This is a genomic window from Methylophilus sp. 14, from assembly GCF_015354345.1.
Taxonomy (GTDB): Bacteria; Pseudomonadota; Gammaproteobacteria; order Burkholderiales; family Methylophilaceae; genus Methylophilus.
On sequence record NZ_JADKYS010000001.1, the window covers coordinates 407,616 to 428,451 of the forward strand.

Sequence of the window (20,836 nt, forward strand, 5' to 3'; positions counted from 1 at the left end):
AGTTAAGGCGGTAATTATAAGTGCATTGCCGACTTCAAAATACAAATTAAAGTGGTCAGATAGCCAACTCTATTGGCCTATGAGTCGCTAATATTTTAATATGATCGGTTTCTATAAATGCTTTCGTGATACAGCAATTCTTGAACTTCTTATTACTGCCGCATAAACATATCTTGTTACGACCATAGTTCTTGTATTCTGGTTTGAGAGATTGTACTTTCGAAATCTCTAAACCAGTAAAGTCTGAAATTTGAAATTTATTAGATGTGAGCAGTGTTGCCAAATAGCTCACAGCATTGAATGCCTCATCTGTGTCGTTATATTTAACTACACATCTCTTATCGTGAGGATTGTGTGTCATAGCAATATGATCTATTTGCATTATGTTCTTTCCGATAGACTTTGCCATTTCTCCAGAATATAAGTTGCCGGGGAGATGAATGCAGTTTGGGGAGTCGATATGGTGCCCACAAATGCTGCATTCGAAATATTCAACCACCATGCCAACTGAGAAAAATACATTGTAGGGATACAATTTCTCAAGAGCTAATAGCTGTTGTTCAAAAAACTGAACATTGATTTTCGAGAATTTTTTAATCGCACGTATTAAATCGAAACAGCTCTGTAAATAATCCCACGAGCTTACGAATTGATTAGCTGTTATTTTCTCCCAGGTTCTACCGTAAGCATCTATTAATTGAATAAAGCAATTTAAGACCCAAATATCGTTGAGGAGGTTAGGATCTTCAGAAATGGTGGCTTTAAGTTCTTTTATGAACTCTTGAAGCGCATTTATTAATTCTTGAGCTTTTTTAAATTGATGACGGTTATGATCTATTAATATTGATCGGAAGATAGGCTTTAACTCATCAAATAAATGATCGGCTTTGGCGGTAGATAGGTAATTACTCATCTAGAAATCTGTTTAGGTCCAAACGTTTAATCACCTTTTGAAGGGAATTTACATCGCCTTCAAAATCAAACCTCTTAGTGATGCCCCTGGGTTTATCCTCAAATACAACGCTGAAACGTGCGTGAACCTTCTCTCCCTCAAGAAGGCCTTTCATTTTTTCATATAAGTAATTAGAAACTATATTTAGATAAATAGGGAATGATATGTCACTAGCTAGAAAAACTAGCGGAAGGAAAACGTCATGTGAGTGTAAAACCAGCTTGGGTTTTTCAGGGTCCAAAACAACATCAATTTCGTGATAGTTATTTTTGATCCATTTCGCAAAATGTCCTGCTTCAGATTTAACAGTCAACTGGTTGCAGAATGGAGTCTCTTCAGGGGCTATTAAAATTCCACATTGTTTTGTTGATAAGAAGTGTTTAAAACTCTCATCCTCTTTGAGTGTTTTTATTTCAGCAATATCTCGTTGACCTAAATGTGCATCTATCAAGATTCCCCCCCTTGGATTACTAAAAACATGCATGTTTAGCTATTCGCAACACTAATAATCGGTAATGTTTTCTATATGTTTCAAGATAACCTCTTTTTTATAAGAAAAATCATGCAAAAGAGATATCAGTGTACCAATTATGAGTCCAATACCTGTCGACTGAATAATGGTCACTAACCCCGCCTGAGCGATAAAGATTATCCAGAACACACAACAGCCAGAAATGGCTGCAATCGAAAAAGCTAAAATGTTTGCGACATCTGGCTGAATCGGCGCGGAATGAACAGTGATGTCGCCATCGTCAGAAATCTTGATCAGACCTACTGACATCAAAAATGGGATCGTCCTTTTTTCCAGGATTTGGCGTTCGATTAGTTTACGACGGTACCAGTCAGCGAGCTTTTGGATATAAGCAAAAACAACATAAATTGAGCTACGAGGTGTTGAACTGGCTATGATGTTAGGATTACTTTTCGGGACTACTTCAAGTAATGGTTTGTCAACTATGTTTTTATTCAATGCTCGGGATTGACGATATTTTCTTAATCTTAGGACAGGTTTTCTAAACCATATCTTTTTAGTAATAAAAGACCAGCGCGAACTCTCCTCCTGGTCATGGATATCCCCAAGCCGTACTACGGCATCAATTAATTCCTCAACACCTTTATTCATTTGAGCTCTTCGTTAAATTGTCTTGTGCCATTGAAGTGGTGAGTTGGGAAACTAGTAAGGTAAACATTAAATAACGCTTGTCGTCATCCATGTTTCCCAGTTCCGCTTCGTTCTTTGCCAAGAGGCTGAGTGCTTTTTTCTCAATCTCTTTTTTTTGCCAATCTTGCACGTCAATACTGTTGGTTCTCACACCAAACAAAACGTATTGAATATCTATACCAGCCGGAATGATTGAGCTTATATATTTCAATGTCGGGAGATTAGTACCTTTTTCATATTGGAATTGAGTCATCTTCCCAATCCCTGCCAGGTCAGCTAATTCCATTTGAGATAACCCAATCTTTTTTCTCTCCTCTTGGAGTCGAGTTCCGATTCCATCTTTCAATGGCATGTTTAATTTTGACATAGGAAAATGATAATAAGTGTTTAATCAAAACTCAACAAAATTATACAAATTACATATTTATGATATTTAGTTATTTAAATATGATATATTTAGCCTTATGAAACCTACCCAAGAATCTATTGAGAAAGTAAAAGACGAGTTTGCTGAAAATGGCATTTCCATTTCAGAGTGGGCTCGCGTAAATGGCTTTTCCGCTAGTCTGGTATATCAAATACTTGAAGGGCGTCGGTCTTGCATACGTGGTCAAAGCCACAAAATCGCTGTTGCCTTGAAGTTAAAGACAGGGAAGGTTTCTGAAGTAACTGAGTTGTTCAGTTTTAAAGCTTTGAAGGAAAGCTGAAAGGAATATATGAAATAAAAAAACCGGAATCATCATTTAAGAATCATCCGGCTTCTTACCGCTTACAGCGGAGGTACAACTTGTTGGCGCTTGTAGTATCTCTCAGTGAGTGGGTGAAGTCAAGGCTTTGTGTTGCCGTCAATTTCATTCATGTTTTTGGGAGAGATTATGAAAGAACCATCCAAAAAATCGAGCAACTCTGCTCGAAACCTTAAGAAATCCGTACCTCATCGAACCGTTGGTGGGTTTAACGTCCATCACATTAACCCGTTTCCAGTGGAGTATGAGTCATACAACGAGCGCAACACCACCTTGCTACTAGCGCTCTGTCATGATGTATCGAGTATCAGAAGCCAACCCGTTGTATTTGACTATGTTGATAAGCAGGGAAAGCATCGCAAGCATACGCCAGATTTTGAAGAGACATCCATTACTGGAGAGCCTCTCTATTTAGAAGTTAAAGCTCTTGAAGATTTGCTCAAACCACAGAATATCGCCAAATACATCCCAATCGCGAAAGAGTATTACAGGCAAGGGGTATATTTTCGGTTTCTCACTAATATTCAGATTGAAAACCAGCCAGTTTTTCAGGCAGTAAAGCTTTTATTCCGTTACGTGAACTCAGTTTCCTCACTGGTTCATTTGGAACGAGCTCAGCATTTCCTTAATGATGGAGCAATGCCAATCGTGGCCTTGATGGAAAAAGCCCAGATGGAGTTACGCGATGTGTATACGTTAATGGCCAAGCGGCAAATCACTTTCGATCTTAGCAAACCACTGAATAGAAATTCCTATATCAGTTTGCCCAATCAACCATATGGAGGAATCACCCTTGAGGCAATACTATGTTCAACCCGGTATGGTGATCTTCTACAAAAGCTGGCTTTGGGTCATCAACCGACGGATAAATCACTCCTGGCAGCTGCGAAGAATTGGCGACAATCTAATAACCATGCTGACGTTTGGTCAGTGGTCGGAGATTTCGCAGAGCTCCCGCCTCTCCGTGATGCCAGCTCAAGTGGCTTTCTACGAGGCCCTAAGCTCAGAAGAGCTTTCGCGCCTGGTATCTATCATCCGCAAATCACAGTTGAGTGAGGTGCCACATGCGACCATTTCAAATTTCCAAGGGCCTCGTCATTTTTACTGACGGCGAGCAATATGAGTACACCGATCGTGCTGCAACTGAGCTTTATTTTCAGTCGCTGGAATCCGGCAAACGCAAGATCATTAAAGAACCTGAGTTTTGGCCGGGGGTTCAGGAAAAGTCGATTGCTGTATTGCATTCGATTGTTACAGACAAAATTGTAGAGTCGAAATTTGCTGATCAAAGCCAATTAAAATTTATCAGCGAGCTAAAAGCTAAACACTTTAGTGACCTACAAAGGCGTTTGCACTATGTCATTGGCTTGAAAAAAGAAGGCATCTCTCGTGGTTGTCGCAAAACCATTGCCAGCGTTCTCCCCAAGCTTGCGGCGTCTCTCAATGACTCCAATCCGCCCTCTGCATCCACAGTGCAGGCATGGATGCGCCAATATGAAACAAGTGATGATCCGAATGTTTTTTTGGTTACCGGTAATGCATTTCGAGCAAAACCAGAACGTGTCGATACTGAAAGCGAACTGTTTTTACAGAATCAACTTCAACTTCATTACGCATCAATTACACGGCCTAGCATTACCACCGCCTATAAAGCTTATCGAAATGATCTCAAGCAAGAAAATCTCAGGAGAGAACGAGATGAAGCCAGTCTGTTACATCCGGTGTCTGAGAAAACCTTTTACAACCGTATTAAGGATTTGCCTCAGAAAGAATTATTGATTGCGCGCGAGGGGTATGAGGTTGCGCGCAAAATGCTTAAGGTTAGCAAGGGGAATCTTCCAGCTGATTACCCTCTGGATGTGGTGGAAATTGATCATACGCTGATGAACCTATATGTAGTCGACGATCAATCATTTTTGCCTCTAGGACGTCCCTGGATCACTGCTATCAAGGATCGATATTCCAATATTCTGTTGGGATTTTATATTTCATTTCATGCCGGTGGCCTCAGATCAATTTTCGGAGCAATCAAGCATTCACTTTACTCACATCAACGTGCATATGAGCGATGGCCCGACATCGAAAATCCCTGGCCAGCCTTTGGATTAGGGGTTGTTTATTGCAGTGACCGTGGTTCAGACTTCATGTCTCAGCAATACCTGAGTGCGATTCTGGACCTTGGCGCTAGCTATGAGTATTGCGAACGCCGAACACCGTGGCTCAAAGGGTCGATTGAACGGTTTTTTGGCACTCTTGAGAGCACATTTTTCGAGACCATGCCGGGCAAAACATTTAATAGCCTCGCTAACCGAAAAGACTATGAGCCTAACAAGCATGCTGTCATACGTTTTAGTTCGTTAATTTATCTCATCCATAAATGGGCTGCTGACTACCATAATGTCACACCGCACTCACGCAAAATGGCCTCACCTATGGAGCTGTGGAATGAAGGAATTGAGATTGCGCCGCCGCGTTATCCAGCCTTTCCTAATGCCTTAGACGTGATTCTGGGATTGAGAAATAAAGGCACACTCCAAAATGAGGGCATTCAGCACCTAGGGTTGCATTATGCCGATGCGGGGCTGCAAGCGCTGGTTGATGATATTGGCAAAAAACGTGAAGTTGAATTCATCGTTTCACCAGAGAATCTGGGCTACATCCATGTCAAGGACCCAAGGACTGGAGAGTACATGCGAGTTAACTGTACTCGACCAGACTATGCACACGGATTAACGTTATTTCAGCATAAGTATTTGCGGCATGAAGCCAAACTTCACTCGCAATCTGTCAGATCTGTGGATGAGCTTTTGAGTTTTCGGGATACCGTTGCGTTGAAAGTCAACGAAGAGATTAGTCAAAAAAATAATCATCTAAAAAAACAATTGGCACGGGCTGCGGATATTAATTCAAATGCGGTTCTTGATGGAGAAACTCGGACTACTAACGACGTGTTCGGAAATGTAGGCAGGACACCGCAATCATCTGTAAATGAGGAAAGCAGTGTTAATACAGATGACGATACTGTACCTTTTACTGATATTCCAACGTATAAGTTCCGAGCAGCATGATGATAGAAAGTCTACTTGATGATGCTCCAATCATCGTTCCAGGCACTTCCAGAACTAGCGTCACTCGCGAGGAGGCTCTTGAAGGCTCTCCAGAACAAAAACAACATTATTTTTTAGATGTGAAAATCGAGGTCGACGGATTCACTCAAGCCAGCAAATTTGTTGATGCATTACTGGATCGGGGTAAACGGAGACTTAAGCCCGGAGGCCTGTGGGTGATTGGCGAGGGCGGTGTAGGTAAAAGTTTTATATTGGATGATATCTATAAACGGTACCCCCATCTGGATACAAGTATTGCAAGAATTACCCCGTTGATTTGTCTTAGTTTTAGAAGCCGGCCTTCAGCCTCAGATCTCTTGTGCACGATGCTTTTTCAGTTAGGACAAGATTCTGGGCTCATGAAAAACAAATCCAATGACGACTTGGAAGATAGCTTGATTGAGTCATTAAAGTCTTGTGGAACGCTAGGCATCATGTTTGATGAGGCGCATCACCTCTGGTTGAACTCTAGTGGCAGGATTAAGGACCGGGTAGGCGGTCCTATTGGGGATCTTCTTAAGCGAATGTATGACAGAACAAATATTGCCTACATCTTTTCAGGTACACCAGGGCTGATAAATACAGTTTTTGTTGATAAACAAGTAAGGACTCGCTGGGCAGGTGTTATCACACTGAAAGAGTTTGAGCTGGATGCTAGATTTTATGGACTATTGAACGCCCTGGATAGTGCTATCCCATTACCTAAGGAGTCTGGACTAGGACAGCGGCGGAAACTTGCAGAAAGCATTTACGCGTCTACTTTGGGGAATTTCAGGCTAATCAAAGATTTATTAGGAGAGGCTGTATTTCTAGCTGCCAAAGATAATTCACCGAAACTTGAAGTCCATCATTTGGCAGAGGCACATTTCAGACTGTTCTGCGATCGAGAGAATCCCTTTGTATGAATATTCTGAGCAGAGTAACTCATCGTCTTGAACCAAATGCTGATGAGAGTGCTATCGGTTTTATGATGCGGGTGGCTCATAAGAATCGACTCAAGTCAGCACCAGAGCTTTTGAAAAGAGTTTTGGGCAGCGAGTCCCCAGTCATTCTTCATCAGAGAATTCCTGATTTGGCATTTTTCTGTCGAAACACTATTGATGAATTTCAGCAGCTTTCAGGATTCGAGAAGTGGTGGGACGCGGAACCACATTGGGTAATTCAGGGTGAATGGCTAACCAAGTCTGTTTTTATCCAGAATCAGTTATCCAGAGCATGCCCAATGTGTCTGGATCAGTCACCATATATAAGAGCTTTGTGGAGTCTCAGCTTTTACAAATATTGTGCATGGCATGAGTGTGCATTAATTGATCGTTGTCCAAAGTGCCATCGAACGCTTGACTGGGACAGATCGCGCCCCGAGTTTTGTAATTGTAATCAGTATCTTGGAGAGCACAGTCTAGAACTACCTCAACCAGAAAGTTTGCTACTGTCCAAAGTGATTGCCTATCGGCTCACACAGGATCAGTCGCTCATACAGACGCAGAGTAATCAGTTGGTTGAACAGTTAGCTGCATTAAGTGTTGATGGATTATGTAAAACCATATGGTTTTTAGGACACTGTATTCCTGAATTAGGCCAATACTCTACTGGACATGGTAGAAAGCGACCTAATGACCAGGTGTTTGCAAATATGCTGCAATCTGCTTTCGCTTTATTGAGGAACTGGCCAGAATCACTAGGGCGCATCCTGGATAAGAGTATTCATCAAGAGCTCCATCCTCAGTTCTCAGCAGTTGCTTTTCATTATCTTCTGAGGCCTCTTGATCATTATTTAAAGTCGAGTTTGGATAGCCCTGAACTTGCTTTTATCGGGCATATGTATGAGCAGTATTTACATCAGATATGGCTAAAGTCTGGTCGCAGAAATAGCGGCTCTCGATATGAAAAACAATTGAGGCTGGAGTTTTAACAATGGTCAGTATGCTGCAGGTAAGAGAAATTGAGCAGAGGTTACGCTCACAACAACGTTCACTCCCTTATTTGAATATCGACGGCGCCAGAAGACTGCTGGGGCTGCCTGTGATTCACTCAGATGAAGTATTCAGCTCCTGGATAGTCAGGATCATGTTGAGCCGTAAAATCAATAAACGAAAGTTACTGGAAGAGATCAACTGGAAAGAGGCGATCCATCTGGCTGACTTGAAACCTGCCTCTTTCAATCTGAAGCATCTGGTATTGCGCTTCAACCTCATACAAATCGAATTGTTGGAGCGGAGTTTTCTGCAATTTGAGATGCCATTTGTTGATTCTCTGTGCCTGACCACAGATATTTTAAATCGAAAGCCTATTTTCCGATTTTGCCCTTATTGTATTGCTGAAGAGCCGTATATTAGAAAGTCTTGGCGATATGCATTTTCATATGCCTGCCCAGATCATGGTTGTTTATTGTTAGAACAATGCACGCAGTGTGGTGAATCAATCGATTTTGAAAAGCTCAATATTTCAAAAATGGATGAGTTGAGTATTCACGACTTAAGCAGTTGTTTATCTTGTGGTACTGGATTGTCATCTCAGCAGCCACATAGAATATCTGATAGAGCGATGAACATAGTGCTTGATAGGCAGGCATCAATGTTTCGTGAATTAAGCAGCGGTGTAAGAATCAATAATTACATTGCTCAGATACGCTATTCCGAAAACGGGCTTCTGAACTGTTTAAATGTTGGCGTAAGTGGCAGTTTGATCTTCAAAGAGGATGCGGACGAAGTTCGTACTGCTTTTCGCAAAGCAGGTATTTTTTCTACGTCATATTGGCAGCCATCGGGTTGTATTCCGGTAACCAAAGGCGTCGGAAAAGTTAAACGCGCAAAACAGTGGGTGATTAAACACCGAGAACAGCTTTGACTGAATTTAAACCTGTGCGACTCAACATACAACGTTGGGATTGCTGAACCTGGAATGGATATTACCTATGAAAATTAAATCCGAATATTCTGCCAATCAGGCCCATATTCTTGAATTGGCAATAGACACCTTTGGCTCTCAAGAGACCGCTGAGGCGTGGATGAACGATTACAACCGCATGTTAGGCGGTACACCCTTGACCATCGCGGAGTCAGATACAGGGATGCAAGAAGTCAAAAAAATATTAGGTGCGATAAGTTATGGTGGGGTAGCTTAAAACTCTTTAATGTCAGTAATCTTTGTACTTAGAACTCAATGTCACTACTACGCTTTTATATCGCTGATGGATTGGTTAAATAAGAGTTAAAAAGGAAAAGTTAACTATGCTAAATGTAGCTATTTTCTTAAGTATTATTGGTACTGTCTTTGCGATAGCCTTGGCAATTTTTACTTATAAACAGCACAAATCAAAAAAGAAATGACTTGTAGCAAGTTATGTGGGGCCAAGTAGCAAGTACATCTAACGCTGTAGCGGCTCAATCAACATTTCCCAGAATAATTCTGCTGCACCCTCGTTACTCAGAAGTTGATTAGTATGACCTCTGAAAGCCATCCCGATTGGTTTAAAGCCTAAAGTGTAACCATCATCAGATAAAGTCATACATTCGTTATAACTGTTTTGACTTACGCCACTGGAGCTAAAAAAGATATCTCCGCCTCGTCCATCAGCTGTCCATATACCGCATCTTGATTTACGTTTACCTTGAACATAAATTGCTGCTTCAAAACTATTTGCATCAATCCTTCGAAACTCACATTCAACCTCCGTATTCCTGGCAGCTAACTCGTTTAAGGAATTTTCAAAATAGCCTGAGATGTACTCATAAGCTTGAATTCTTGCTTTGTCTTTTTCTCTATCCGTAAATGTTTTTCTAACTCTAAGATTACTAGATCGCTCAATATTCTCTTCAATCATCTGACTGGGGAGAAGGCGTGATTCAATTGAATCAGTATCCAATCGTGATTTAACGTTGGCACTAGGTGTCCTTTTTAATGCATTCTTGATAGATTTAACAACCTCCAGAAATCCATCATCATGTGTCGGAAAATGCACTATCGGTTTACCATCCGTTGTCGCGGCCATTAATTTACCAAATGGCAATTCATGCCAATCACACGGTCTAAGGATTACAGGAATAACAATGGCCTCTTTAGACTCGTGACGAGCTAACGATTTCGTCATTTCTATGTTGTAGCAATAGTCTGAAGCAATGAAATCCGGACTAACCAACAAAAGTACTATATCGGCATTTTCAAAATGCTGATCAATTTGATTCGCGAATTCTTCCCCTGTCTTAATCCGCCGGTCGTGCCAGGTGTCAATCAGGCCTTGCCGTTTCAGGCCTGCGAGATGTGTTTCTAATTCATTCCTTAGCGATTCATCTACATGTGAGTATGAGAAAACTAAAGTAGTCAAAATTCTTTCCTTGATTGCGTTAAATTTCTAAGGGTTTTTGGAGCGCTAAACAAATGAAATGGGTGATGATTTCTATCGCATTGTATTCAAGTGTAACTGGAGCATCTCCGCTGGGCGGTTCAAAGTCAGTAACGCCTTGACCGTTAAAACTGATCACTCCAAGAATGACTTTTGACTCGGAAAACCTAGGGCTCTCTTTCGAGCAATAAATAGTGCCTGAAAGTGAATTGTCTTCTTTCACAAGTATAGTAAATTCAAAGCGCAGTCGAATGCCTGAATATAAGACATCGAAGTAGTCACGATCAAAGTTTTCTTCAAAAGATAAATTTTGCAAGCCTGCAGCAGGTTCTGCCAAATATTGACCAGCTTTAAAAAACTCAACGAAGCGTGTCTGCATTACTTGGTAGCGCTTACCAGCTTGAAGTGCCTGGTTGAAAGCATTTGATACGAGTTTCATACCTTGCCCGAGTTGTTTAATGTATTTCTAGCATACTAAATGAAAGTAACTTAGAACAGAGGATGTGCTCAAATGCAGCCCAGCAAGGAGAAACTAGAATACGAGATCTGATGTGAATAGCTATTGAGGGACTTACATTTCAGCAATCAGTTGTAATTGCTCTAGATACTCTTTATTGCTCTTGGATAGCCAGTTAATGACGCGTGCATTGTTCAGAATCGTTTTGATATGTGTTTTGATAATGGTCAGTTGAAGGTTGTCAGGGCCGTAGCTTTCTTCTAAGAGTTTCGTGTCGGCCTGAACCAAGGCTAATTCTTTTTCCAGCTGTTGAAGACTTTCAAGAGCGCTACTGTTTTTTGCAGCTTTTAGTTTATTGCTTTCTACGAGCTGGTCGGGCGGAGTTGCATGAAGCATCGCCATGGCGAACTTCAAAGAGTAATTATTCAGATTGATCATGATGTTCGCAACATCTATCTGCCGGAAAGCTTTCATGCACTTAAGGACAGGAAACACTCTTTTTGGCACGGGCTTATCGGCCAGCAGGGTTGCAACCTCGTCACAAATGCCATTCAGTAATCGAAAGCGCTCACGAATAGCATCCACTGAAATGCCGAGTGCTGCAGCCAGAGTTTTTGCATCGACGCCATTTTCATGCGCCTGTACGATCATTCGATGTTCCTGAATGGACGAAAGCCGATTGACACTTTTGTTATAGGTATACCCCTCATCGTCCTTGGAAATCAGGCATGTCGCTTCCTGAATATTCAGGTCTTTCATTGCCTCAGCGCGAAGGTGCCCATCCAACAGCAGAAATTTATCTTTATGTTCCGGATGCTGGATCACAACGAGAGGTTCGACCAGGCCAATCGCTTTGATGGAGATTTTTATTTGCTGATACTTGGTGCCGTTCTTGATCGTAGGCGCTAATGGTTGAGAGTAAATCAATCGATCAACTGGGATCTTGATCGTGTGATTTTCAAAGCCCAGATGCACCTGTTTTTGAGATGGCTGGGTCATAGGTGACCTCCGCTGCGCGCAAAGTCCAGTAAGGGTTTTGGCACACGATTTAGACTCTCTGATTTAAGCAGCTCGCAAAACTCCTTATCAGCATAAAGCTCTTTGAAAATTTGTTGAGCAAGCAAGATGGTGTTTTTTGCATGCTCGGATTTTTTCTGAATGAGTCTGTGCCTCTCGGTATCTTCCTGGTATAGCTTGGCTAATTCTTCTGTACTCAGTTTTTTTGATGGTTTGTTGAGGCCGAAGGCTCCAATGGGTCGACTCTTGCCACTACGAATACGCTGTTCCAGGATTCGACGCGCAGCACTGATTTTCTTACCTTTGAGTTCGCCTCGTTCATAGGCTTCAAGCAAAAGCATTTGAGCATCTGAATCACTCACACGTGATATTTCAACAGCGAGATTCAGGGGGATGTGACCCGCTTCTGCGGCAGCCAAAAGTCTTCGTTCACCCTTTTCCAGAAGAAGGGTCACGTTATTGACCCAGGCTGTTGTGTAGCCAATTTTCCTGGCGATATCAGCATCACCGTATCCACGTTTTTGCAAGTTACTGATCTGGTCCATCATTTCACTGGCTCTTGGTGTGCGACGAGCAATATTTTCAACAATACTCATCACATAGCCGGTCTCACTATCAACATCAATAATGATGGCGGGGACCATTGCTTGCCCTAACATCTGGAAAGACTCTAATCTTCCCTGGCCACATACCAGAGCATAGCGCTCATCGGCAGGGTCTCCCAGTCGTCTCACCGTGATTGGTCGTTTAAGACCAACCTTGTCGATGTTTTCCGTGATTGACTTATGAATTCTGGCATTCCGGACCCTAGGATTCGCAATCTTTATTGAGTCGATCGGAATCATTTGTATGGCGGTTTTAGTCATTAAGCAACCTCCTTGAGAGCTTCACGACTGGTCAATTGATAAAACAATTCCAGTGTGTCGACGCGGTAAACATCCAATGTAAAAGTGTTGAACTCGTTGAAAGGGAGAGTTTCTGGGGAGAAGTCCGTAAGGGGCAAAACGTAATAATCAAATATCGTTGTATTGCATGGAGCCATTCGCACCACAATGGTTATGTCAGGTTTAAGGCTGCTATCTAACCTGATGATCCAACGGTTTCTGCCATTCTGGCCAAGCTTGCATCTCGCTATGACTAGCGAGATCGTGAGTTCACCATTGACCGTAAACAGGCCGTTATCAGTGTTTGAGGTAACCCAGCCGCCACGGTTTTCGATGTTGGATGTTATTTCTGAAATCAGATCTGGGTATCGTTTACGTAATGTCCGATTGATTTCAAGGTACGCGTAATCACGACGAGGATGGAATCCGATCAGGCTGTATGCACGTAACAGAGTGCCAAAGCGATTACGGTAAGTCATGCTCGATGGAGCGTCATCCTCTTCATCAATAATGATCGCGGACAGCGCGCCATGACGCGCCAAGATGGCTTTCAGGATATCAAGCATATGGCTGTCATCCAGGTGTTTGGACCTTTTCTCAATGACAGCCTGAACTTTCCAGAATGTTTCAATCGGAACGATTGCTTCAAAAGCGCCATCTTTGCGAACCCATTTCGATGGGTCATTTTTCTCAAGCCTCATTTTCAGTTTGAATGAGATGCGATTGAAAACGTTATTGCCTATGTACTTTTCATTGGTAAGTATTTGGTGGACTACCGCACGGGTCCACGGTCGCCCCGTTTCTGAAATGATTTTTTGATTATTGAGGAGGTTGGCGATATCACGCTCGGGCATGCCATCGTGAAGAAATAACCGATATATGAAATTTACTGTTTCTATTTCTTCAGGTGGCCCCGGGACAAGTAATATCCGGTCAGTTTGAATGCTCTTGTGTTCGCCACGTTTCAGCATTCCCTTTATGTTGTGATTTTCATCAACAAGCTGACGACGCAGACCATAACCTGGGGATCCGCCTTGGCGGTAGCCTTTTTTAATCAGTGTGGTTTGACCGACGAAAACCTTGACTGACAGTTCGCGCGAATATTCCGCAGCCATACTACGTTTGATATTTTTGATAATGGTGGATTGTAGAGAGCCATCATTACTAAACTGCTCAGCACAATAAATGACTTGAATCCCATTTCTTTTGCAGGTTTGTTCATACATCGCGGCTTCATCAGGGTCGGGAAATCGCCCCCATCTGCTGACGTCATAAACAAGAATGGCACGGTATTCAATATCAGGCTTCTGGACATCACTCAGCAGTTGCTGAAGCTGCTGTCGACCATCAATTCTAAGACCGCTTTTACCAGCATCCGCATAAGTCTTGATGATACGCATCCCATGGCGCCTAGCGTAATCGGCAATAGCAAGTTGTTGGTTCTCTGTGGAGTAACGCTGATGTTCAGTCGACATGCGTACATACTGCGCAACTGGTATGTCAGCATCGGCTCTGTTTTCTATACTGCTTATGTTGTTTTGGTAAGACACCATTACTCCACACACCAGCAAAAGAGCCTCTTATGCTTCCATCGTTTAATGATATTTAGATGACGGTTTGATGAAGGTTGGTGATGACTCAATAAAAGATGAAAAGTGGTAAGTTTGTCCTACAAAACTCAAATATGCTGAATTGATTTTGCGATGTATAAATTTTTAATCAATTCTAACAGCTTGAGTTATACCTAGCCTTTTGCTATCGCCGCGACCGAGCGAGAGTTGATTTCGATATCAACATGCTCACCATTCCCACAAAATATCATTTAAAGAAGCTACCTAATAATGCTTGAAAGGGATCACTCCATATGGCACAAAATAGTCACCTTCGTTTTAGCATCAGCTCCATATGTAGAAAATGTAAAGATGTGAAAATAAATCCTCTTTAGTTTTCAGAGTCTTTAGGCCTTACGTTCCATGAATTTTACTTATTTAATTTCCAAGGGACTCGATAAATCAACTTTGAAACATCATGTAACTTAAAAGGCGTCATTGCAAAATGTTGCCTCAAACATCTTTTTAATGGACCAGTCAGGCCATGTAGATAAATCGCAAATACATTATTAATATGCGAGGATGTTTACAAAGGCGCTCACAAAAGTCGTTGCTAAGCTCGCAGTAGCGGCGATGCTTATGGTGAGTCTTGTGCCTACGCTCACCCTTGCATTTCCTGCACAAAATAGTAAGAGTTTTGCCCAAGAGATCTGCTCCAGACAATCTGGCAAGTTACTAATTACAGTCATCACCACTCAAGGCAAGCAACGACCAACTCTGATTGACTACCAGCCCTCACAAAAGCCTGTCTCACTCTCTCATCACTTGAACCATTGTCCATTTTGCTACATGGCCTTGGATAACATTTTTATCCCCGAAGCAGATCCCACCGCCTCACTTTTTCAGCAACCGCAAGCGAATAACACATTCAGGCACTATCAAGCACCTTCTTCTCCCAGTGTTTATCAGACTGCGAATAGTCCCCGGGCTCCACCCCTCACTCTAGTTTCGATTTAACGCTCCACTGAGAGTGGAGGGATTTGAAGCTGCGTCTCTATATGGGCGCTGATGGAGTTATCACGTGATTTTTATCAACCTAGAGGCCATGATTTTTGCCAAGCAGGTGGAGTGGAATCGCCACATCACTATAAAAGAGATTGCTGAGGCGACCGGCATCAGCCGTACAACTCTGCATCGCATATCTACAAATCCCCATCACAACACTTGTACTGATCACATCGCCAAACTTTGTGTGTACTTTGGTTGTGACATCAATGCTCTGATCAGTTGGAAGTCGAATCAAGATTAATGCTTGCGATATCAACTTTAGTAGCTAAAGAAAAATTGCTAACAACAACGATAAAAATTTGAGGATAAGTTCAATATGAAAAAAACACTATTAGCCCTGGCATTGCTCGGTTTAACCCAAAGCGCCTGGGCGCATTTAAGTTATACCGGCCGTGATTTTGGCACATTCTCAGGTCTGGCTGATGCCAGCAATAGCATCACCACAACTGCCACCAACAACTATGCCTGGGCAGATGCCGCCAGCGGTAACTTGGGTGACAGCCATGGTGCTCGCGCCTTTCGTTTTACCTTGCAGAACGCAGCATGGGTAGATTTCACTGTCGATGCTGTTTCAGCGGATTTACTGCCTGCATTCTCCATTTATGCTGGCCTCGGTGCTGTGCGCACAGGCGGTGTGTGGCCGGGCACACAGACCAGTGCTGATTATGACAGCTCGGCAGCTTCTACCGTCTGGCGTGATGGTTGGGCACAAGCCAACCTGGGGGCAGGTAAAACCTCTGCGGACACCGATGGTGTCTGGAACGCACTGGGTGATTGGAAAATGGGCGGTGACGGTGATGCTGCCGGTGATGACAGCGTGCTCAGCAGTTTTGTTTATCAAGGATCTGCTACCACGACGACTGACATTGTGACTGGCCGCTTTTTGCTAGGTGCCGGTGACTACACCATCATGATCGGTGGCAATAACAGCAACATCGTGGCTGGCCCATTTAGCTATAGCGCATTGCTGAATGTCTCTGCCGTACCTGAGCCTGAAAACATGGCATTGATCATGGCTGGCCTGTCTTTGGTCGGGTGGCAAGTGCGTCGTCGTCAACAGGTGAGCAAGTAAGTGTTTAAATCCGGGCAGGAGCATGATGCTTTTGCCCATCAACTTTGGAGAAGAAAAATGACTTTTTTGAAAAAAACATTAGCGCTAGGCCTACTTACATTGGCTACCTCACCGGCTTTTGCGGCGGTATCAACTTATAACGTTACCACCACCTGGTTTGAGCCCGATACGCAACCAAAGAACTCAATTTTTGAGGGTTCATTTAGCTATGACTCTGTGTCTAAAACAATTACTAGCCTGGCGGGTAAATTGAGTGAGTCAATGACCGGCAGTAATGCTTCCAATATGACCTGGCTTGATTTGAATTACCAGTTGGTGTCCTGGTATGACGCGACGTTGGGCGGTACTTTTGCGGCGACGTTTAAAAACAACAGTACCAGTACCTTCTGGACTGGCGCAGGTGGCAACGGCTGGTCACCAGAGTCCGGCATTGCCAACGGCGGCGTGTATGCGGGTTTTCCACGTGCGGGCAATAACCCAGGCAATGCCTATGCATTAATTTTTGTGCCAGACAGCCCCTTAACCACATTGACTCAGGCGCAAATCAACAAACTGGCTTATGCCGATTGTGCACCGGGCGGCATGATGGGTGCAGTCTGTATGACAGGCACCTCGGCTGCAGGCTACGGTGATGTTGGAACTATGAGTGGTTACCCAGTAAGCCAGGTGATTTCACTGGTGACTGTACCCGTTCCTGAAGCGAGTTCTTATGCCATGTTGAGTATTGGGTTGGCAGTGACTGGCATGATGGTACGCCGTCGTCGCGAGCAGGTATAGGCTCGTATTGTTGTGATAAATGGCAAATGCAAATGCATTTGCCATTTTTATGGAAAAACAATGAAATTATTCATATCACTAGCATGCGTATGCCAGCTGTTTCCTGTATTGACCCATGCCGAACTTAATACGCATGGGGAAGAAACAATAGAGCTCATGCCCGTAGAGGTGTTAGAAGGCCGTGTGTTTAAAGGGCGCGTGTTGAACGCAAAAGATATTCAGCGACAGTCCGTAAATAGTAGCGATACCGCTAAGTTGCTGGAAGAAATTCCGGGAGTTAGCACTTATAGCGCAGGTGGTATTTCCAGTTTACCCGCCATTCATGGCTTTGCCGATGACCGCAACCGCACGCAGGTGGATGGCATGGACTTAATGAGTGCCTGCCCCAATCATATGAATCCTGCCTTGTCGTTTATTAATCCTGGCCAGGTCAGGAGCATTCAGGTGTATACAGGCGTTGCACCTGTAAGTGCTGGCGGTGACAGCATCGGCAGTACGATACAGGTCAATTCAGCTCGCCCGCGTTTTGCGAATGATGACCAGGATTATGTGACTTTCGGCCAGTTGGGTACGTTTTACCGCAGCAATGGGGCGGCCAGAGGCGGCAATCTGTCTATGGGGGCAGCAACGCGACAGTTCAGCCTGGCTTATACGGACTCTTACGCCGATGCTAATAATTACCAGGCCGCTGGAAAGTTTAAAAAACCCATTCTGCAAACGACACCAACGGAAGACAGGCCCGGCGAAAAAGAGGTGGCAAGTTCTGGCTTTCGTCGCTCACGTAATCGTGATCTAGGCCTAGCCTGGAACCTCAATGACAAGCACCTGTTTGAACTCAAGTGGGGTGAGCAAAGCATAGACTGGGAGGGATTCCCTAATCAGCGCATGGATATGGTCTCTAGTGAGCCGGACCCAAGTACGGGGTCTTATATGCTGAACACTAAAAAACCCGCCAATGTGAACCGTACTTTAAATGGCCACTATCTGGGTGCCTATGACTGGGGCGAGCTAGAGGCGCGCTATTTTCACCAGGATACCCATCACGCTATGGATATGCTGCGTAGCCGTTACATCGCCATGTATATGCCCATGTTGAGTGATGCAGAGACTGACGGCGGTAGTCTGAAGGCCAATATTCTTTTAAATAGCCGCGATACACTGAGAGTGGGGGCTGAGTTTCAGAATTATCGACTGGATGACTGGTGGCCAGCTTTGGATGCCGGTCCTTCCATGGGGCCGAACAGTTTCTGGAATATCCGCAATGGTAGAAGAGATCGCCTCGGTGTATATGGCGAGTGGGAATCGGTTTGGAATGAAGAGTGGGTGACTTTGCTGGGCTTGCGTACCGATAGAGTCAAGTCCTCTGCGGGCCAGGTGCAAGGGTATTCTGCGACTTATAACCTGGACGGTTTTGGATTCGGTGCGACTAGATTCAACAATGGTGATCGCAGCCAAACCAATCAGCACTACGACTTGACGGCCTTGCTTAAATATCAGCCTGACCAGAGCCAGTCTTATGAGCTGGGCTTTGCCAGAAAAACACGATCCCCCAATTTGTATGAGCTATATGCCTGGTCTGCCAATACCATGGCGGCTTTGATGAACAACTTTGCCGGGGACGGCAACGGATATGTCGGCAATCCTGACTTGAAGCCAGAGGTCGCCTACACCCTGAGTCTAGGGGCAGACTGGCATGATGCCAGCCGCGAAAAGTGGTTCGTCAAAACAACTGCCTATGCGACGTATGTGAATAACTATATTGATGCAAAGCGTTTGCAAAACAGTGTATCGGCTGGCAGCGGTTGCAACGGTACGAACGTCACGGCTACCAATTGCTATGTGTTACTGCAATACCAGAATGTAGATGCCATGCTGTATGGGCTGGATCTCTCAGGCAGCTACCAACTTGGCAGCCTGCCGAATATAGGCAGCTTTTCAACGACAGGCGTCGTTAGTTATGTGCGTGGCAATAACGAGACTACAGGCGGCCACCTCTATCACATAATGCCGATCAACGCTAAAGCGGCATTGCAACACCAGCTAGGTAAATGGACTAACCGTTTTGAAGTGCAAAGTGTTGCTGAAAAAGAAAGAGTATCAGAAGTGCGTAACGAAATGGTGACGCCAGGTTATAGCATTTATCACCTGCGTAGCAGTTATGAGTGGCAACATGCACGTCTCGATTTTTCTATTGAAAACCTTTTCAATAAGTTTTATCTACTGCCATTGGGTGGGGCTTATGTGGCCGAAGGGAATTCCATGCGCACTGGCGGTGCAGCCTCTTATGGGATGAACGTGCCAGGTATGGGGCGTTCAGCCAATATTGCAATCACCTTTTTTTACTAGATCGAATAAACTGCCTAGATTAGCTATCCTAATATCCAGCGAGAGAGGCAAAATTACGGCTTACCAGTGTTTAATAAATTCGTGGCGATTCATACAAAATTAGTGGTGACTCAAAAATCAATCGATCAGGCATTTACACGAATTTTATGACTGTCTCGCATAATATATACAATTTTTTTACGTCATTTAATTAAGAATACGGCTCCCTAAAGAAATTAAGTATGGTGAGGTGTATTAAATGCGGTGTTCAATTTCAAGTTTTCTTCTTGGCTATGTCATCTTCGCCTCATGTGGCAGCCATGCGGATGAGATGCCGAGTCTGGCGGCAGACAGGTTTAAAATTTCCGGCTATCTTGAAGCCTATTACAGCAAGGATTTTAATCAACCAGCATCACAAACACGACCAGGCTTCATCTACAGCTATAACAAGGACGATAGCACACAGATCAACCTTGCGCTGATCAAGGCCGCGCTGGATATGGACCGCGTCCGTGCCCGTTTAGGCATAGGTTCAGGCACTTATATGCGGGCCAACTATGCGGCAGAAAATGGCTATGTGCGCAATATCTATGAAGCAAATGTAGGCTTTAAACTCCTTGACCGGCATGATGTCTGGCTGGATGTCGGTGTCATGCCTTCGCATATCGGTTTTGAAAGCGCCATTGGTGCCGAGAACTGGACGCTGACCAGGAGCATGATGGCGGATAATTCACCCTACTTTGAGACCGGGGCCAGGGTGTCCTATACCTCTCCCGATGGCAAATGGTACGTGAGCGGTGTCGCCGTCAATGGCTGGCAGCGTATCAACCGGCCGGATGGCAATAGCACGCCTTCATTCGGTCACCAGGTGACCTATAAGCCTCACGATAAGCTGACGCTCAACAGCAGCTCCTTCATCGGTAACGACAAATCTGACCAGGACCGGCAGATGCGCTATTTCCATAACTTCTACGCCCAACTGGCACTCGATGACAACTGGGCGGTGACGACGGGTTTTGATATAGGTGCCGAGCAGCGCCTGGATGACAGAGGCCGCTACAATGTCTGGTATACGCCAAATGTGATCGTCAGATATCGTTACTCCGATCGCCTGAGTGTTTCTGCCAGGGCCGAGTACTACCGTGATAAACAGGGCGTGATCATCAGTACCAGCACGCCTGACGGATTTAATATGCAGGGGTATTCGGTCAATATGGATTACAAGTTATATCCATCCATTCTGTTGCGCGCAGAGCTTAAACAATTCATCAGCAAAGATCGGTTCTTTGACACGGATGACAATGACCTTTCCCGTCGCAGTCTGCTGGCAACCACCGCACTGGCTGTTTCCTTCTAGACAGGTTCCTCAACCTCAAC

22 protein-coding genes are annotated in these 20,836 nt (G+C 44.1%); 13 read left to right on the forward strand and 9 right to left on the reverse strand.

Features of this window, described 5'->3' with window-relative positions:
- Window positions 1–55 precede the first annotated feature (55 nt).
- The 4 genes from INP78_RS02080 to INP78_RS02095 are packed head-to-tail and all read right to left on the reverse strand — an operon-like array spanning window position 56 to window position 2,481.
- A complete protein-coding gene (locus tag INP78_RS02080; protein WP_194740545.1) occupies window positions 56–913 on the reverse strand; it encodes an SEC-C metal-binding domain-containing protein in 858 nt (285 codons plus the stop codon).
- Window positions 906–1,403 (reverse strand): hypothetical protein, encoded by a 498-nt coding sequence (locus INP78_RS02085; protein WP_194740546.1) that lies wholly within the window; start codon window positions 1,401–1,403, stop codon window positions 906–908. Before INP78_RS02085 ends, INP78_RS02080 begins: the two co-directional genes overlap by 8 nt.
- Window positions 1,404–1,454: 51 nt before the next feature.
- Window positions 1,455–2,075 carry a hypothetical protein gene (locus tag INP78_RS02090; RefSeq protein WP_194740547.1) on the reverse strand — a complete coding sequence of 207 codons (621 nt, stop codon included), beginning with the start codon at window positions 2,073–2,075 and terminating at the stop codon, window positions 1,455–1,457.
- Window positions 2,068–2,481, reverse strand: a complete 414-nt coding sequence (locus INP78_RS02095) for a helix-turn-helix domain-containing protein (RefSeq protein ID WP_194740548.1) — start codon at window positions 2,479–2,481, stop codon at window positions 2,068–2,070. Before INP78_RS02095 ends, INP78_RS02090 begins: the two co-directional genes overlap by 8 nt.
- A 97-nt stretch (window positions 2,482–2,578) precedes the next feature.
- Here INP78_RS02095 and INP78_RS02100 point away from each other — a divergent pair, with 97 nt between their 5' ends.
- The 7 genes from INP78_RS02100 (at window position 2,579) to INP78_RS02130 (ending at window position 9,091) form a co-directional block, all read left to right on the forward strand.
- Entirely contained in the window at window positions 2,579–2,821 is a 243-nt protein-coding gene (locus tag INP78_RS02100; protein ID WP_194740549.1) for a DNA-binding protein, read from the forward strand.
- Window positions 2,822–2,989: 168 nt separating this feature from the next.
- The gene (locus INP78_RS02105; protein ID WP_194740550.1) at window positions 2,990–3,916 is read left to right on the forward strand and encodes a TnsA endonuclease N-terminal domain-containing protein; all 927 of its coding nucleotides are present in this window, start codon (window positions 2,990–2,992) and stop codon (window positions 3,914–3,916) included.
- Window positions 3,917–3,924: 8 nt separating this feature from the next.
- A complete protein-coding gene (locus tag INP78_RS02110) occupies window positions 3,925–5,928 on the forward strand; it encodes a DDE-type integrase/transposase/recombinase (protein WP_194740551.1) in 2,004 nt (667 codons plus the stop codon).
- A complete protein-coding gene (locus tag INP78_RS02115; protein WP_194740552.1) occupies window positions 5,925–6,872 on the forward strand; it encodes a TniB family NTP-binding protein in 948 nt (315 codons plus the stop codon). The genes INP78_RS02110 and INP78_RS02115 overlap by 4 nt, the downstream gene beginning before the upstream one ends.
- Window positions 6,869–7,879, forward strand: a complete 1,011-nt coding sequence (locus tag INP78_RS02120) for a TniQ family protein (RefSeq protein ID WP_194740553.1) — start codon at window positions 6,869–6,871, stop codon at window positions 7,877–7,879. The genes INP78_RS02115 and INP78_RS02120 overlap by 4 nt, the downstream gene beginning before the upstream one ends.
- Before the next feature lie 2 nt (window positions 7,880–7,881).
- Window positions 7,882–8,814 (forward strand): TniQ family protein, encoded by a 933-nt coding sequence (locus INP78_RS02125; RefSeq protein ID WP_194740554.1) that lies wholly within the window; start codon window positions 7,882–7,884, stop codon window positions 8,812–8,814.
- Window positions 8,815–8,881: 67 nt separating this feature from the next.
- Window positions 8,882–9,091: an MbcA/ParS/Xre antitoxin family protein gene (locus tag INP78_RS02130; protein WP_194740555.1), complete on the forward strand. Its 210-nt coding sequence runs from the start codon at window positions 8,882–8,884 to the stop codon at window positions 9,089–9,091.
- A 243-nt stretch (window positions 9,092–9,334) separates the two neighbouring features.
- On the opposite strand, the gene INP78_RS02135 is transcribed toward INP78_RS02130, so the two are convergent.
- The 5 genes from INP78_RS02135 to INP78_RS02155 all read right to left on the reverse strand — a co-directional run bounded on the left by INP78_RS02135 (window position 9,335) and on the right by INP78_RS02155 (window position 14,220).
- A complete protein-coding gene (locus INP78_RS02135; protein WP_194740556.1) occupies window positions 9,335–10,291 on the reverse strand; it encodes a toll/interleukin-1 receptor domain-containing protein in 957 nt (318 codons plus the stop codon).
- 19 nt (window positions 10,292–10,310) lie between these two features.
- Window positions 10,311–10,748, reverse strand: a complete 438-nt coding sequence (locus INP78_RS02140; RefSeq protein ID WP_194740557.1) for a hypothetical protein — start codon at window positions 10,746–10,748, stop codon at window positions 10,311–10,313.
- A 132-nt stretch (window positions 10,749–10,880) separates the two neighbouring features.
- A complete protein-coding gene (locus INP78_RS02145; protein WP_194740558.1) occupies window positions 10,881–11,765 on the reverse strand; it encodes a plasmid partitioning protein RepB C-terminal domain-containing protein in 885 nt (294 codons plus the stop codon).
- Window positions 11,762–12,649, reverse strand: a complete 888-nt coding sequence (locus INP78_RS02150) for a plasmid partitioning protein RepB C-terminal domain-containing protein (RefSeq protein WP_194740559.1) — start codon at window positions 12,647–12,649, stop codon at window positions 11,762–11,764. The genes INP78_RS02145 and INP78_RS02150 overlap by 4 nt, the downstream gene beginning before the upstream one ends.
- Complete coding sequence (locus tag INP78_RS02155; RefSeq protein WP_228522592.1) at window positions 12,649–14,220, reverse strand: recombinase family protein; 1,572 nt, start codon at window positions 14,218–14,220, stop codon at window positions 12,649–12,651. The genes INP78_RS02150 and INP78_RS02155 overlap by 1 nt, the downstream gene beginning before the upstream one ends.
- A 579-nt stretch (window positions 14,221–14,799) precedes the next feature.
- On the opposite strand from INP78_RS02155, the gene INP78_RS02160 reads away from it, so the two are divergent.
- From INP78_RS02160 to INP78_RS02185, 6 genes are all read left to right on the forward strand, one after another.
- Entirely contained in the window at window positions 14,800–15,234 is a 435-nt protein-coding gene (locus tag INP78_RS02160; RefSeq protein WP_194740561.1) for a DUF2946 family protein, read from the forward strand.
- A 64-nt stretch (window positions 15,235–15,298) separates the two neighbouring features.
- The gene (locus tag INP78_RS02165) at window positions 15,299–15,526 is read left to right on the forward strand and encodes a helix-turn-helix transcriptional regulator (protein ID WP_194740562.1); all 228 of its coding nucleotides are present in this window, start codon (window positions 15,299–15,301) and stop codon (window positions 15,524–15,526) included.
- A 75-nt stretch (window positions 15,527–15,601) separates the two neighbouring features.
- Window positions 15,602–16,357, forward strand: coding sequence for an FxDxF family PEP-CTERM protein (locus INP78_RS02170; protein ID WP_194740563.1), 756 nt, complete (start codon window positions 15,602–15,604; stop codon window positions 16,355–16,357).
- Between the two features lie 57 nt (window positions 16,358–16,414).
- Window positions 16,415–17,134 carry a PEP-CTERM sorting domain-containing protein gene (locus INP78_RS02175; RefSeq protein WP_228522593.1) on the forward strand — a complete coding sequence of 240 codons (720 nt, stop codon included), beginning with the start codon at window positions 16,415–16,417 and terminating at the stop codon, window positions 17,132–17,134.
- 60 nt (window positions 17,135–17,194) lie between these two features.
- Window positions 17,195–19,480, forward strand: a complete 2,286-nt coding sequence (locus tag INP78_RS02180) for a TonB-dependent receptor (RefSeq protein ID WP_194740564.1) — start codon at window positions 17,195–17,197, stop codon at window positions 19,478–19,480.
- Between the two features lie 238 nt (window positions 19,481–19,718).
- Entirely contained in the window at window positions 19,719–20,816 is a 1,098-nt protein-coding gene (locus tag INP78_RS02185) for a porin (protein ID WP_194740565.1), read from the forward strand.
- Window positions 20,817–20,836 lie beyond the last annotated feature (20 nt).

Coding starts and splice junctions, on each gene's coding strand:
- INP78_RS02080 (WP_194740545.1), bottom strand. CDS start 913: ATGAGTAATTACCTATCTACCGCCAAAGCCGATCATTTATTTGATGAG.
- INP78_RS02090 (WP_194740547.1), bottom strand. CDS start 2,075: ATGAATAAAGGTGTTGAGGAATTAATTGATGCCGTAGTACGGCTTGGG.
- INP78_RS02095 (WP_194740548.1), bottom strand. CDS start 2,481: ATGTCAAAATTAAACATGCCATTGAAAGATGGAATCGGAACTCGACTC.
- INP78_RS02100 (WP_194740549.1), top strand. CDS start 2,579: ATGAAACCTACCCAAGAATCTATTGAGAAAGTAAAAGACGAGTTTGCT.
- INP78_RS02105 (WP_194740550.1), top strand. CDS start 2,990: ATGAAAGAACCATCCAAAAAATCGAGCAACTCTGCTCGAAACCTTAAG.
- INP78_RS02110 (WP_194740551.1), top strand. CDS start 3,925: ATGCGACCATTTCAAATTTCCAAGGGCCTCGTCATTTTTACTGACGGC.
- INP78_RS02115 (WP_194740552.1), top strand. CDS start 5,925: ATGATGATAGAAAGTCTACTTGATGATGCTCCAATCATCGTTCCAGGC.
- INP78_RS02120 (WP_194740553.1), top strand. CDS start 6,869: ATGAATATTCTGAGCAGAGTAACTCATCGTCTTGAACCAAATGCTGAT.
- INP78_RS02125 (WP_194740554.1), top strand. CDS start 7,882: ATGGTCAGTATGCTGCAGGTAAGAGAAATTGAGCAGAGGTTACGCTCA.
- INP78_RS02130 (WP_194740555.1), top strand. CDS start 8,882: ATGAAAATTAAATCCGAATATTCTGCCAATCAGGCCCATATTCTTGAA.
- INP78_RS02140 (WP_194740557.1), bottom strand. CDS start 10,748: ATGAAACTCGTATCAAATGCTTTCAACCAGGCACTTCAAGCTGGTAAG.
- INP78_RS02145 (WP_194740558.1), bottom strand. CDS start 11,765: ATGACCCAGCCATCTCAAAAACAGGTGCATCTGGGCTTTGAAAATCAC.
- INP78_RS02150 (WP_194740559.1), bottom strand. CDS start 12,649: ATGACTAAAACCGCCATACAAATGATTCCGATCGACTCAATAAAGATT.
- INP78_RS02155 (WP_228522592.1), bottom strand. CDS start 14,220: ATGGTGTCTTACCAAAACAACATAAGCAGTATAGAAAACAGAGCCGAT.
- INP78_RS02160 (WP_194740561.1), top strand. CDS start 14,800: ATGTTTACAAAGGCGCTCACAAAAGTCGTTGCTAAGCTCGCAGTAGCG.
- INP78_RS02170 (WP_194740563.1), top strand. CDS start 15,602: ATGAAAAAAACACTATTAGCCCTGGCATTGCTCGGTTTAACCCAAAGC.
- INP78_RS02175 (WP_228522593.1), top strand. CDS start 16,415: ATGACTTTTTTGAAAAAAACATTAGCGCTAGGCCTACTTACATTGGCT.
- INP78_RS02180 (WP_194740564.1), top strand. CDS start 17,195: ATGAAATTATTCATATCACTAGCATGCGTATGCCAGCTGTTTCCTGTA.
- INP78_RS02185 (WP_194740565.1), top strand. CDS start 19,719: ATGCGGTGTTCAATTTCAAGTTTTCTTCTTGGCTATGTCATCTTCGCC.